Origin of the sequence: Streptomyces sp. ATCC 21386 (genome assembly GCF_018728545.1) — a bacterium.
Classification (GTDB): Bacteria; Actinomycetota; Actinomycetes; order Streptomycetales; family Streptomycetaceae; genus Streptomyces.
The window spans coordinates 6823321-6836016 of sequence record NZ_JAAVVL010000001.1; the positions used below are offsets into that span (position 1 = coordinate 6823321).

Consider the following 12696-nt stretch of genomic DNA (forward strand, 5'->3'; position numbering starts at 1 on the left):
CGGCCGCGGCCTTCCCCCGGTCCCGCGCCGACCGTGCCGCGGACGCACCGCGGGGGACTCACCGGACTTGCCTCGGTGGGCCTACATCAGTGGGGTGAGGAAGCGGCGGAGGGCCTCTTCGTAGGCCTCGGGGTCGGCGTTCCACATGGCGCCGTGCGGGGCGTGGCGGACCGTGCGGAGGCTGACCCGGTCGGGGCGGCGGGCGGCGAGGCGCCGGGAGGGGTCCCAGGGGGCGACGGTGTCGTCGGGGCCGTGGAAGAGCAGGGTCGGGGTCCTGAGCCCCGAGGTGTCGGAGCCCTGGTCGCCGGGGGCGGCGCGCAGGCCGGTGCGGCCCTGGGCGGCGCGGACCGCGAGGGGCAGCAGGGCGCCGGGGGTGCGGCGGGCGGCCGCGAGGGCGCGGAGGGTGGCGGTCCAGTCGAGCACCGGTGAGTCGAGGACGAGTCCGGTGACGCGGTCACGCAGCGCGGAGCGGGTGGCCGCGTGCAGGGCCATGGTGGCGCCGGTGGACCAGCCGAGCAGCACGACCCGTTCGGCGCCGGACCGGACGGCGTGGCGGATGGCGGCGTCCACGTCGCGCCACTCGGTCTCGCCGAGGTGGTTCAGGCCGTCCGGGGAGCGGGGGGCTCCCGGGTCGCCGCGGTAGGCGAGGGTGAGCACCGGGAAGCGATGGCGGTGCAGGAACTCGAGGACGTTCAGGGGGTGTTCGCGGGTGGTGCCCAGGCCGTGCACGGCGATCACCCAGATGTCCCGGTCCGCGGGCGTGAACCAGGCGGGCAGGGTGCCGAGTTCACCGGGGATCTCGACGTCGTCGTGGTCGAGGCCGAGCGCGGTGCGCGGGTCGCCGCGGTGGAGGGCGGGGGTGAGCCACACCTTGTCGCCCGGCTCCAGGGTGCCGTGGGTGACGCGCTCCAGGCGGCGTACGACCGTGTCGGGGGCGTGCGGGGCGCCCTCCAGGACGGCGCCGACGACGGCGTGGGAGTCGCCGCCGGTGAGGCCGTAGGTTCCGGGGCGCTGGGAGGCGAAGGCGCGGGTCAGGGCGATGCGGCCGGCGGCGGTGGCGTGCACGGTCAGCCGGGGTTCCGTGGGCAGCGGTTCACCAGGCGGCGCCTTCAGCGCGACGTCGCTCGCCAGCCGGCCCGCTGCGACACTGGCCGCACCGGCCGCGAACGCGACCCCGACCGCGGCGACCGCCGCTTTGACTGCACCCACGCCTCCAGTGTCCTGGCCGTCCCCGCCTCCGGCCAGTGGGCACCGACGCCGGAGTGACAGGGGTGGCGGATGCGCGGACCTGAGGCGGACCTGATACGCGTAAGCACCCGCGTGCCCGGGTGCCTCCGGCTTCCCGGAACCGGTCCACGGGGACCGGACGCCTGGCCGGCGGGTGCTGGTGGTCTAGTTCGGCTGGCCGTAGTCGTGGAGGCGGGCGGCCACTGTCGTCAGCTGGGCGGGCGTCAGGAGGTGCGGGGTGCGGCCCGGGACCGAGGACGCCGTCAGCCAGACTCTGGACATCCATTCGAGCTGGGCCGTGCGGTCGTAGGCCTCGGAGAGCGTGCGGCCGTAGGTGATCGTCCCGTGGTTCTGGAGGAGACAGCCGGTGCGTCCTGTCAAAGCGCGGAGCATGTTCTCGGCCAACTCCGGGGTGCCGTAGGTCGCGTAGGGGGCGACCCGGACCGGTCCGCCGAGGGCTGCGGACATGTAGTGGATCAGCGGCAGCTCGCTGACGAGGGTGGAAACGGCCGTCGCGTGGACCGCGTGGGTGTGGACGACGGCCCGCGCGTCGGTGGTGTTGTGGAGCGCCAGGTGCATGGGGAGTTCGCTCGTCGGGCGGAGCGTGCCGAGGACCTGCCGGCCGGAGAGGTCCACGCCCGTCACGTCGTCCGGTGTCAGACGGTCGTACGGCACTCCCGTCGGGGTGACCAGGACGGTGTCCCCGACCCGCACGGACACGTTCCCGGAGGTGCCCACGACCAGCCCGTCGGCCACCGTCCGGCGGGCCGTCCCGACGAGGTCGTGCCACGCGCGCGCCACGTCCTCCGGCACTCCGCCCCGCCGCGCGTCCCGCGCGCCCCGTGGACCCTCGACCGCGTCGCCCCGCTCGCCGCGGGCGTTCCCGTTCCCCTGCTGCTCGACCATGCCGCGATCCTGCCAGGCGGGCGTCGACGGCGGATCGCGGCCCGGCGAGGGCCAGGCCTGCATACACAGCGGGGCGTGACCCGGCGATGGGTTCATATGCGCATAGGTCATGGGGAGTTGGGATTGGCCGGTGATCGACCGGGATCCAGTGATCTTCCAGTAATCTCCGGGTGTTTTGTCGTACAAACGCCATTCCGGGGGGAAGTATGGCCACCGATCCCAAGTCGTCCCGTCTCCGCAACCGCGTATGCGCCGCCTCCGTCGCGGCGCTGGCCCTCGGGGGAACCGCGCTCGCCGAGCCGCCCGTCTCGGCCGCCGCCAAACCCAGGGGGCACGACGTCTCCTCGCACCAGAAGACGGTGGACTGGTCGAGCGCGAAGTCGAAGGGCGCCCGGTTCGTCTACGTCAAGGCGACCGAGTCCACCACCTACCGCAACCCGTACTTCGCCCAGCAGTACAACGGCTCGCGCGAGGCCGGCCTGATCCGCGGCGCGTACCACTTCGCCCTGCCCCACCAGTCGTCCGGGAAGTCCCAGGCCCGCTACTTCGTGGGCAACGGGGGCAGCTGGCGCGCGGACGGCTGGACGTTGCCGCCGGCGCTCGACATCGAATACAACCCGTACGACCGGAAGAGGAAGTGCTACGGCCTGAGCGACGACGCCATGGTCGGCTGGATCCGGTCGTTCAGTGACGAGGTGAAGCGCCTCACGGGCCGCCGTCCGGTGATCTACACGACCACCCACTGGTGGAAGACCTGCACCGGCAACAGCCCGGCTTTCGGCGGGAACCACGCGCTGTGGCTGGCCCTGTACGACTCCGCCGGGGCGGGGGAACTGCCCGCGGGGTGGGAGTTCTGGACGATCTGGCAGTACGACAACGGCAGCGGGCGGCTGCCGGGTGACCAGAACCTCTTCAACGGGTCCACGAACCGGCTCAAGGAGTTCGCCCGGGGGTAGCGGACCCTGGTGTTCCGCCTCCGTTCGAAGGCCGGACCGCCGCTCCGCGCGGCCCCGGTCGCCCGCCGGCCGACAAGCGGAGGGGCGACACCTCGTTCATTACACCCGCGCGCCTGCCTCAGTTCATCTTCCGTTCACCCAGGTTGCCTACGGTCCACATGCCACTGACGTCCGAAAGAAGCCCGGGTAAATGGAAAACTTCTCGCTGATCCTCGCGATCGTGGTCATCACCGCGCTCGCGTTCGATTTTACGAACGGTTTCCACGACACCGCCAACGCGATGGCCACCACCATCTCGACCGGCGCCATGAAGCCCAAGGTCGCGGTGGCCATGTCCGCCGTGCTCAACCTTGTCGGCGCGTTCCTGTCCATCGAGGTCGCCAACACCATCTCCAAGGGACTCGTCGACGAGTCCGGGATCCAGCCGGAGGTCATATTCGCGGCGCTCGTCGGCGCCATCCTCTGGAACCTGCTGACCTGGCTGGTCGGGCTCCCGTCCAGTTCCTCGCACGCCCTGATGGGCGGTCTCGTCGGCGCCACCATCGCCTCGGTCGGCCTCGGCGGTGTGCACGGCGACGTGCTCGTCACCAAGGTGCTGATCCCCGCCGTCGCGGCCCCGCTGGTCGCCGGCATCGCGGCGATGCTGGCCACCCGGCTGACGTACAAGCTCGGACAGCACACGAGCGAGAAGGCCTCCGGCAAGGGCTACCGCGCCGGTCAGATCGCCTCCGCGGGCCTGGTCTCCCTGGCCCACGGCACGAACGACGCCCAGAAGACGATGGGCATCATCACCCTCGCCCTGGTGGCCGGCGGCGCCCTCGCGCCCGACTCCGACCCGCCGGTGTGGGTCATCGTCTCCGCGGGTCTCGCCATCGCGCTCGGCACCTACCTCGGCGGCTGGCGCATCATCCGCACGATGGGCAAGGGCCTCACCGACCTCCAGCCGCAGCAGGGCTTCGCCGCCCAGACCAGCGCGGCCACGGTCATCCTGGCCTCCTCGCACCTCGGTTTCTCGCTCTCCACGACGCACTCGGTCTCCGGTGCGGTGATGGGCGCGGGTCTCGGCCGCAAGGGCGGCGTGGTCCGCTGGTCCACCGCCACCCGGATGTTCGTGGCCTGGGGTCTGACCCTGCCGGCCGCCGCGCTGGTCGCCGCGCTCGCCGAGTGGGTGACGGCCTTCGGCAGCTGGGGCACGGCCGTCGTCGCGGTCTTCCTCGTCGCCTCCAGCGCCGCGATCTGGGTGATCTCGCGCCGCGAGGTCGTCGACCACACCAACGTCAACGACACCGAGGAGCCGCCCGGTGTGGTGACCACGGCGATGGCCGCCGTGACACCGCCGCCCGTCGGCACCGTGACCGAGGAGCTCTCGGCGGCCATCCCGGCCCCCGCGGCCGCGGTCGCCGCCGAGACCACGGCCCCGGCGAACTCGTCGACGCCGACGCCCGCCGTCTGAGCCCCGCGACCTCCTGAGGAAGAACACCACCATGCACATCGACTGGGCAGCCCTCGGCTCCGTCTTCGGAGTCAGCCTCGTGGTCACCGTGGCCCTCGTCGGCCTCTTCACCCTGGGGATCGTCGGCCTCTCCAAGCGGGAGGCGGCGTCGGCCCGGGGCGACTCGGCGGCGTTCGCGACCACTGGGGCGTACGCGTGCTTCGCGCTGTGCGCGGCGGCAGTGGCGTACGGGATTTCCCTGATCATGACCTGATACCGGAACTCCCACGGTCCCCTCGGGCCGACACCGACAACTACAGATTCAACCCCCGTGGGCGTCTTGTGACGCTTACGGGGGTTTTCTCTGCATTCGGAGTAGCGCGGCGACCTCCACGAAACGACACATGTCATACTGACGACGGCTAGCCGCCGGTCGCCAACTCACCTACTCTAAGAGAGAGTTACTAGACGAAGGTGGCGGCCCGACAAGTCAGGGACGACATGTGGCAGGGAGCACCATGGCCAGGGACATCGATCCGAGCCTGAATCGACGCAGGCTGCGAATCGAGCTGCGCAAGGCGCGCGAGAGCGCGGGGCAGACCCAGCGGGACGCCGCGCAGGGCCTGGAGTGGTCCCTGTCCAAGGTGATCAGGATCGAGGCGGGGACGGTCAGCCTCGGTGTAACGGACCTGCGGGCACTGCTCCAGCAGTACGGGGTCACGGACGCCGCCCTGGTAGCGGAGCTGGAGGAGGCGGCACGGGGCTCCAAGGGCCAGTCCTGGTGGGCGCAGTACAGCGACCTTGTCTCCCCCCAGTTCGCCCAGTACCTGGGGTACGAGGGCGCCGCCGCCACCATCCGCATGTACAACCCCATCGTCCTTCCCGGGCTGCTGCACACGGAGGACTACGCGACCGCGCTGCTCACGGCCAGGACCTCCGAGGCGCGCGTACGGCGGCAGGTGGAGCTGCGCTCCAGCCGCCAGGAGCGGCTGTTCGACGGCGACAGCGGCCCCGAGGTGGGCATCGTCCTGGACGAGGCGTCCGTACGGCGCGCGGTCGGCGGCCCCGCCGTCATGCGACGGCAGCTCGACCACATCAAGACCATGGCGACGCATCCCCGGGTGACCCTGCAACTGCTGCCGTTCTCCGTCGGGGCGCACTACAGCACCACCACGCCGTTCATTCTGCTCGGCTTCAAGGACGACGACGATCTGCTCTACATCGAGGGCCCCACGGGGGGACTGACAAACCGTGACGACCTGGGCCTCACAGCGCGCTACCAGGAGTGCTTCGAGGACATCAGCTCCATCGCGTACGACGGCGACCGGATGATCGAGGCGCTCGACGCGATCAGGGAGAGTCTGGACGACAACTGACCCGGGACGGGATGCCCGGGCGACGAACGGGGGGAGGCCTCATGGCGGTCTTCGGAGTACGAGCGTGGTGGCGGGAATTGCGTACGTCCACCGCCACCCCTGCGGACGACACGCCAAGAGTCCCGCCCGAGCAGACCGACCGGGAAGAGCCGGCCGAGCTGAGCGACAGCGCCCTCAAGGCGTACGCCATGCAGCACCCCGAGTGGGCGGAGGCCCTGATCCAGGTCGAGAGCGCCCGGGTGGCGGGAGCCGTCCGGCTGCTGTCCGTGCGGCTGTTGCTCGGCACGGCGTGCGGCAGCGTCCTGCTGTTCAGCATCTCGGTCGCCACCCGATTCGGTCCGGGCCTTCCGCTGGGCGGGGTGTCGCCGCTCGGCTCGGCGGTGATCGGCGCGGTCGGTGCGGCCCTCGTCACCGCCCTCGGCGCATGGCTGGGCAGGCTCCTGCGCCACCGCTCAGCCGACTCCCGCAACGGCGCCGTCAGCGGTGGTGCGGCCGCCGGGGCCGAGCCTCCCCCAGCGCCCGGTTCAGGACCCGGAGCCGTTCCGTGACCGGGGTGAGCCCCCACCACAGGCCGGCCCCGGCGGCACCGAGCACGGTCACCACCAGCCAGACCAGAGCACGCACCTCACCGCCCGGGACCAGCAGCGCGGCCAGGGCGCCCACTCCGACGGACAGCACGCCCATCACGGAGCAGAACAGCGCCAGTGGGGCAGCCGCCGTCACCCGTTGCCGCCAGACGCCCGGCTTCCGCAGGCGCGCCGAGGCGGTCTCCTTCGCTCGGTCTCCCATGTGTGCACCTCCCGTCCCCCGAGCGGATCTTCACGATCCGCCCGCTCCCGGGTCCACAAGCCCCGCCAGAAAACCACACCACGCCGCGTAGCGAAAGACGAGCAGCGCGTCACGATTCCCGTTCGAGTCACGGACCATGACGCGCCGGTGCCCGGCGGCCACTTCCACGCAGTCGCCCCCGTTGTCGGAGTAGCTGCTCCTGACCCACACCCGTGCCGACGACTCCCTGCCGATCACACCGACCTCCTCCAAGCCCAAGAGTCAGCGCACCGACACGGCGTCCACCGCGACGACCCGAGCGTAGTGTCCCGCCTCCGCGTGGGTGCGGTGCTTTCGTACTGCCGTTCCCTCAAGTGTTCCCAGCCTGGGTATCGGAGAAGAGCGCAGAAAGAGCCGATTCGGGCGTCTGGCGATATTTCAGCGATGTGGGGCTGAGCACACCCCTGCGCCGCAGGTCAACAGCAAGTTGACGGGTCTTCCGGGAGCGTGGTGGACTGCCGGGGCCATGTACGACGGCAGGAGAGGAAGCCGGTGCGATTCCGGCGCGGTCCCGCCACTGTCACCGGGGAAGAACCTCCCGGGAGCCAGGAACTCTCGCCGTCGGTCTCGTCGAACCAGGGCGTGGACACCCTGAGTGAGGACATATCGCCATGCGCGGCTGCCGCCTGAGTGCCTGTACCGGTCCCTCGTCCGACCTCGCGATCGGCTGAACCGGTGCGTGCCGACCGCGTGTTCGCGTACGGCGCCACCGCCGGAATCCTCGGTGACCTGCTGCTCGGTGATCCTCGCCGGGGGCATCCGGTCGCCGCGTTCGGGCGGGCCGCCGGCGCCGTGGAGCGGGTGTTGTGGCGGGACCACCGGGGGTGGGGCGCGCTGCACACCGCCGTGTGCGCGGGTGGCGCCGTGACGCTCGGGGCCGTCGCCTCGTCCGCCGTACGCCCCTCGCGTGCCGCCTCCGTCGCGTTGACCGCCGCCGCCACCTGGGCCGTCGTCGGGGGGACTTCACTCGGGCGGGAGGCCCGGGCGATCGGGCGGTCCCTGGAGGCGGGGGACGTCGACGGCGCGCGGGACCGCCTGCCGCATCTGTGCGGGCGGGACCCTCAGGCGCTGGACGCGGACGGGATCGCGCGGGCGGTCGTGGAGTCCGTCGCCGAGAACACGTCGGACGCGGTGGTCGGGGCGCTCGTGTGGGGAGCCGTCGCGGGTGTGCCCGGGCTGCTGGGGTTCCGGGCCGTCAACACGCTGGACGCCATGGTCGGACACCGGTCCGAGCGGTACCGGCGGTTCGGCTGGGCCTCCGCGCGGCTGGACGACGTGGTGGGGTGGCCGGGGGCACGGCTGACGGCGGTGCTGGCCGCGGCCTCCGGCGGGGACGCCCGGGGGGCGGTACGGGCCTGGCGCGCGGACGCGCACAGGCATCCGAGTCCCAACGCGGGGCCCGTGGAGGCGTCGTTCGCGGGGGCGCTCGGAGTGCGGATGGGGGGCACGTTGTCGTACGGGGGGCGGGTCGAGCACCGGCCTGTGCTCAATGGGGAGGGACGCGCCGTCGCCGTGGGCGACATCGAGCGGGCCGTGCGGTTGTCCCGGCGGGTCGGATGGCTGGCTCTGGGGATCGGTGCGGGTGTGTCGCTGCTGCGGTCGAGGAGTCGGGGATGAGTGGCGGGCTGTTGGTCGCCGGGACGACCTCCGACGCCGGCAAGAGCGTGGTCACCGCCGGGATCTGCCGGTGGCTGGTGCGCCGGGGCGTCAAGGTCGCGCCGTTCAAGGCGCAGAACATGTCGCTCAACTCCTTCGTGACGAAGGAGGGAGCCGAGATCGGGCGGGCGCAGGCCATGCAGGCCCAGGCCTGCCGGGTGGAGCCCACCGCGCTCATGAACCCCGTGCTGCTCAAGCCCGGGGGCGAGCGCAGCAGTCAGGTGGTGCTGCTGGGGAAGCCCGTGGGCGAGATGAGTGCGCGCGGCTATCACGGCGGGCGGCAACAGCGGCTGCTCGGGACCGTGTTGGACTGTCTCACCGAGCTGCGGGGCACGTATGACGCGGTGATCTGCGAGGGGGCCGGCTCTCCGGCCGAGATCAATCTGCGGCGGACCGACATCGTCAACATGGGGATCGCCCGGAACGCCGGGCTGCCCGTGCTCGTGGTCGGCGACATCGACCGCGGTGGGGTGTTCGCGTCGTTCTTCGGGACCGTCGCGCTGCTCTCCCCCGAGGACCAGGCCCTCGTCGCCGGGTTCCTCGTCAACAAGTTCCGGGGCGACGTCTCCCTGTTGGAGCCGGGGCTGGACATGCTGCACGGGCTCACCGGCCGGCGGACGTACGGGGTGCTGCCGTTCCGGCACGGGCTCGGCATCGACGAGGAGGACGGGCTGCGGGTCTCGCTGCGGGGGACGGTGCGGGAGTCGAACGTCGCGCCGCCCGTCGGGGAGGACGTGCTGCGGGTCGCCGTGTGCGCGGTTCCGCTGATGTCCAACTTCACCGATGTGGACGCGCTCGCCGCCGAACCCGGTGTCGTGGTGCGGTTCGTGGACCGGGCCGAGGAGCTCGCCGACGCCGATCTCGTCGTCGTCCCGGGGACCCGGGGCACGGTCCGGGCACTGGAGTGGCTGCGGGAACGGGGACTCGCCGAGGCGCTGCTGCGCCGGGCCGCCGAGGGGCGGCCGGTCCTCGGCATCTGCGGGGGTTTCCAGGTCCTCGGGGAGCACATCGAGGACGACGTCGAGAGCCGCGTGGGGCATGTCCCGGCGCTCGGGGTGCTTCCCGTCCGGGTGCGGTTCGCCCCGGAGAAGACGCTCACGCGGCCCGTCGGGCAGGCCCTCGGAGAGCGGGTCGAGGGGTACGAGATCCATCACGGCATCGCCGAGGTGCTGGGCGGCGAACCCTTCCTGGACGGGTGCCGGGTCGGGCAGACCTGGGGCACGCACTGGCACGGGTCGCTGGAGTCGGACGGGTTCCGGCGGGCCTTCCTGCGCGAGGTGGCCGCCGCCTCGGGGCGCCGGTTCGTACCGGCCCCCGGCACCTCGTTCGCCGCACTGCGGGAGGAGCAGCTCGACCGGCTCGGCGACCTGATCGAGGAGCACGCGGACACGGACGCGCTGTGGCGGCTCATCGAGTCGGGCGCGCCGAGCGGGCTGCCGTTCGTGCCGCCGGGAGCACCGGGAGCACCGGGGGTGCCGGGATGAGGGCTCCGGGTCGTCCCCGCCGCAGGACGGAGCGTCGGCTGCCGGCCGGTGGGGCTTCTCGCGCCCACGCGGCGCAGCCGCAGATGTCACAGCCCCGCGCCCCTGAAAGGAAGGGGCTGTGCCCCGTTCCTGTCGTCCCGCCGGTCCGCACTCGTCTCATTCATTCACCCCTAGGAGGGACCACCGCGTGAGCACGCACTTCCCCTTCACCGCCGTCGTCGGGCAGGACGACCTGCAACTCGCCCTGCTCCTCAACGCCGTCTCGCCGCGCATCGGCGGCGTGCTGGTGCGCGGCGAGAAGGGCACCGCCAAGAGCACCGCCGTGCGGGCGCTCGCGGCGCTGCTGCCGGAGGTGGAGGTCGTCGTCGGCTGCCGGTTCTCCTGCGACCCCGTGAAGCCGGACCCGGCCTGTCCGGACGGGCCGCACGAGCCGGCGTTCGAGACCCGGCCCTCCCGCATGGTCGAGCTGCCGGTCGGCGCCTCCGAGGACCGGCTCGTCGGCGCCCTCGACATCGAGCGGGCGCTGTCCGAGGGGGTGAAGGCGTTCGAGCCGGGGCTCCTCGCGGACGCGCACCGGGGCATCCTCTACGTCGACGAGGTGAACCTGCTCCACGACCACCTCGTCGACCTGCTGCTCGACGCGGCCGCGATGGGCGCCTCGTACGTGGAGCGCGAGGGCGTCTCCGTACGGCATGCGGCGCGGTTCCTGCTGGTCGGGACGATGAACCCCGAGGAGGGCGAGCTGCGGCCCCAGCTCCTCGACCGGTTCGGGCTGACCGTGGAGGTCGCGGCCTCGCGGGAGCCGGACCAGCGGGTGGAGGTCGTCCGGCGGCGGCTCGCCTACGACGACGATCCGGCCGGTTTCGCGGCCCGTTGGGCGGACGAGGAGGCCGACGTACGGCAACGGATCGTCGCGGCCCGGGAGTTGCTGCCGTCGGTGGTGCTGGGCGACGGGGCTCTGCTGCAGATCGCGGCGACCTGTGCCGCCTTCGAGGTGGACGGGATGCGGGCCGACATCGTGATGGCCCGGACCGCGACCGCGCTGGCCGCGTGGGCCGGGCGGACCGAGGTGCTCGCGGAGGATGTGCGCCGGGCCGCGCTGCTCGCGCTGCCCCACCGCAGGCGCAGGAACCCGTTCGACGCGCCCGGGCTCGACGAGGACAAGCTCGACGAGACGCTGGAGGAGTTCGCGGAGCCGCCGCGGAACTCGAACGATCCGCGGGACGGCGGCCCGGAGGACGACGATCCCAACCCCGGTCCCGACGGTCCCGGTGGTGGTGGGCAGCCGCCCGCTCCGGAGCCTGAGGGGCCCCGGGGCGGCGACAGCGATGCTCGGCCCGAGTCCGGGGACAGTGTCCCGGCGCAGGCTCCGGCCGCCGGGGAGCAGTCCGCCGTACGGGCCGCCGAGCCGTTCCGTACGAAGGTGCTCAGCGTGCCGGGGCTCGGGGAGGGTGCCGCCGGGCGGCGTTCGCGCGCGCGGACCGAGCACGGGCGCACGACCGGGGCGCGCAGGCCGCGTGGCACGCTGACCAAGCTGCATCTGGCGGCGACCGTGCAGGCGGCCGCCCCGCATCAGCGGACGCGGGGGCGGTCCGGTCCGGGGCTGGTGGTACGCCGGGACGATCTGCGGCAGGCGACCCGGGAGGGGCGCGAGGGCAATCTCGTGCTGTTCGTGGTCGACGCCTCCGGATCGATGGCGGCGCGCCAGCGGATGGGTGCCGTGAAGGGCGCGGTGCTGTCGCTGCTGCTCGACGCCTACCAGCGGCGGGACAAGGTGGGCCTGGTGACGTTCCGTGGGTCGGCCGCCGAGGTGGCGTTGCCGCCGACCTCGTCGGTGGACGCGGCGGCGGCCCGGCTGGAGTCGCTGCCGACGGGCGGGCGGACACCGCTCGCGGCCGGGCTGCTCAAGGCGCACGACGTGCTGCGGGTGGAGCGGCTGCGGGACCCCGCGCGCCGGCCGCTGGTCGTGGTGGTCACCGACGGCCGGGCGACCGGCGGGCCGGAGCCCGTCGCACTCGCCGGGCGGGCGGCGCGGCTGTTCGCGGCCGAGGGCCTCGCGTCCGTGGTGGTGGACTGCGAGACGGGCCATGTCCGGCTGGGGCTCGCGGGGCGGCTGGCGGGTGAACTGGGCGGTACGGCGGTGACGTTGGACGAGCTGCGGGCGGACTCCATCGCCGGGCTGGTACGGGATGTGCAGGGATCGCAGGGGACTTCGAGGAGGGCCGCTTAATGCCGCAAGGACAGCCGAGTGTCGTACCGGACGACGGACTGACGACCCGTCAGCGTCGTAACCGTCCGCTGGTGTTCGTGCACACGGGCATCGGCAAGGGGAAGTCCACCGCCGCGTTCGGTCTCGCGCTGCGCGCCTGGAACCAGGGGTGGCCGATCGGGGTGTTCCAGTTCGTCAAGTCGGCGAAGTGGAAGGTCGGCGAGGAGAACGCGCTGCGCGTGCTCGGGGCGTCCGGTGAGGGCGGGTCGGTCGCCTGGCACAAGATGGGCGAGGGCTGGTCGTGGGTGCAGCGCGATGGCCAGATGGACAACGAGGACAAGGCCCGCGAGGGCTGGGAGCAGGTCAAGCGGGACCTCGCGGCCGAGACGTACAAGCTCTATGTGCTGGACGAGTTCGCGTATCCGCTGCACTGGGGGTGGATCGACACCGACGAGGTGATCGACGTGCTGCGCAACCGTCCCGGCACCCAGCATGTGGTGATCACCGGGCGGAACGCACCCGAGAAGCTCGTCGGCTTCGCGGACCTCGTGACCGACATGTCGAAGGTCAAGCACCCCATGGACGCGGGCCAGAAGGGCCAGCGGGGCATCGAGTGGTGACA

Annotated in this window: 13 protein-coding genes and 1 riboswitch; of the genes, 9 read left to right on the plus strand and 4 right to left on the minus strand. The window is 72.5% G+C overall.

Annotation, left to right across the window (positions count from 1 at the left end; translation table 11 throughout):
- Nucleotides 1–81: 81 nt before the first annotated feature.
- Both GWK25_RS29300 and GWK25_RS29305 read right to left on the minus strand, forming a co-directional pair.
- Entirely contained in the window at nucleotides 82–1209 is a 1128-nt protein-coding gene (locus GWK25_RS29300; RefSeq protein WP_215454403.1) for a S9 family peptidase, read from the minus strand.
- Nucleotides 1210–1392: 183 nt separating this feature from the next.
- Nucleotides 1393–2133: a class II aldolase/adducin family protein gene (locus GWK25_RS29305; protein ID WP_215454404.1), complete on the minus strand. Its 741-nt coding sequence runs from the start codon at nucleotides 2131–2133 to the stop codon at nucleotides 1393–1395.
- Between the two features lie 206 nt (nucleotides 2134–2339).
- On the opposite strand from GWK25_RS29305, the gene GWK25_RS29310 reads away from it, so the two are divergent.
- The 5 genes from GWK25_RS29310 to GWK25_RS29330 all read left to right on the plus strand — a co-directional run bounded on the left by GWK25_RS29310 (nucleotide 2340) and on the right by GWK25_RS29330 (nucleotide 6445).
- Nucleotides 2340–3089, plus strand: a complete 750-nt coding sequence (locus tag GWK25_RS29310; protein ID WP_215454405.1) for a lysozyme — start codon at nucleotides 2340–2342, stop codon at nucleotides 3087–3089.
- Nucleotides 3090–3279: 190 nt separating this feature from the next.
- The gene (locus GWK25_RS29315; RefSeq protein WP_215454406.1) at nucleotides 3280–4542 is read left to right on the plus strand and encodes an inorganic phosphate transporter; all 1263 of its coding nucleotides are present in this window, start codon (nucleotides 3280–3282) and stop codon (nucleotides 4540–4542) included.
- Nucleotides 4543–4573: 31 nt separating this feature from the next.
- Nucleotides 4574–4795 (plus strand): hypothetical protein, encoded by a 222-nt coding sequence (locus tag GWK25_RS29320; protein WP_215454407.1) that lies wholly within the window; start codon nucleotides 4574–4576, stop codon nucleotides 4793–4795.
- A 244-nt stretch (nucleotides 4796–5039) separates the two neighbouring features.
- The gene (locus tag GWK25_RS29325) at nucleotides 5040–5897 is read left to right on the plus strand and encodes a helix-turn-helix transcriptional regulator (protein WP_215454408.1); all 858 of its coding nucleotides are present in this window, start codon (nucleotides 5040–5042) and stop codon (nucleotides 5895–5897) included.
- Nucleotides 5898–5938: 41 nt separating this feature from the next.
- The gene (locus GWK25_RS29330; RefSeq protein ID WP_215454409.1) at nucleotides 5939–6445 is read left to right on the plus strand and encodes a hypothetical protein; all 507 of its coding nucleotides are present in this window, start codon (nucleotides 5939–5941) and stop codon (nucleotides 6443–6445) included.
- Here the strand turns inward: GWK25_RS29330 and GWK25_RS29335 are convergent.
- Both GWK25_RS29335 and GWK25_RS29340 read right to left on the minus strand, forming a co-directional pair.
- Nucleotides 6375–6686 (minus strand): hypothetical protein, encoded by a 312-nt coding sequence (locus tag GWK25_RS29335; RefSeq protein ID WP_251829087.1) that lies wholly within the window; start codon nucleotides 6684–6686, stop codon nucleotides 6375–6377. The genes GWK25_RS29330 and GWK25_RS29335 overlap by 71 nt on opposite strands.
- A gap of 30 nt (nucleotides 6687–6716) precedes the next feature.
- Nucleotides 6717–6923, minus strand: coding sequence for a DUF397 domain-containing protein (locus GWK25_RS29340; protein ID WP_215454410.1), 207 nt, complete (start codon nucleotides 6921–6923; stop codon nucleotides 6717–6719).
- Nucleotides 6924–7167: 244 nt separating this feature from the next.
- A riboswitch (cobalamin riboswitch) is annotated at nucleotides 7168–7300 on the plus strand.
- Between the two features lie 100 nt (nucleotides 7301–7400).
- Between GWK25_RS29340 and GWK25_RS29345 the strand changes: the two genes are divergently transcribed.
- The 4 genes from GWK25_RS29345 to cobO all read left to right on the plus strand — a co-directional run bounded on the left by GWK25_RS29345 (nucleotide 7401) and on the right by cobO (nucleotide 12694).
- The gene (locus GWK25_RS29345) at nucleotides 7401–8342 is read left to right on the plus strand and encodes a cobalamin biosynthesis protein (protein WP_215454411.1); all 942 of its coding nucleotides are present in this window, start codon (nucleotides 7401–7403) and stop codon (nucleotides 8340–8342) included.
- On the plus strand, nucleotides 8339–9865 hold the full coding sequence (locus tag GWK25_RS29350) for a cobyric acid synthase (protein ID WP_215454412.1): 1527 nt from the start codon (nucleotides 8339–8341) through the stop codon (nucleotides 9863–9865). The genes GWK25_RS29345 and GWK25_RS29350 overlap by 4 nt, the downstream gene beginning before the upstream one ends.
- A 187-nt stretch (nucleotides 9866–10052) precedes the next feature.
- Complete coding sequence (locus GWK25_RS29355) at nucleotides 10053–12095, plus strand: putative cobaltochelatase (RefSeq protein ID WP_215454413.1); 2043 nt, start codon at nucleotides 10053–10055, stop codon at nucleotides 12093–12095.
- Nucleotides 12095–12694 carry a cob(I)yrinic acid a,c-diamide adenosyltransferase gene (gene cobO, locus GWK25_RS29360; RefSeq protein WP_215454414.1) on the plus strand — a complete coding sequence of 200 codons (600 nt, stop codon included), beginning with the start codon at nucleotides 12095–12097 and terminating at the stop codon, nucleotides 12692–12694. Before GWK25_RS29355 ends, cobO begins: the two co-directional genes overlap by 1 nt.
- Nucleotides 12695–12696: the final 2 nt, after the last annotated feature.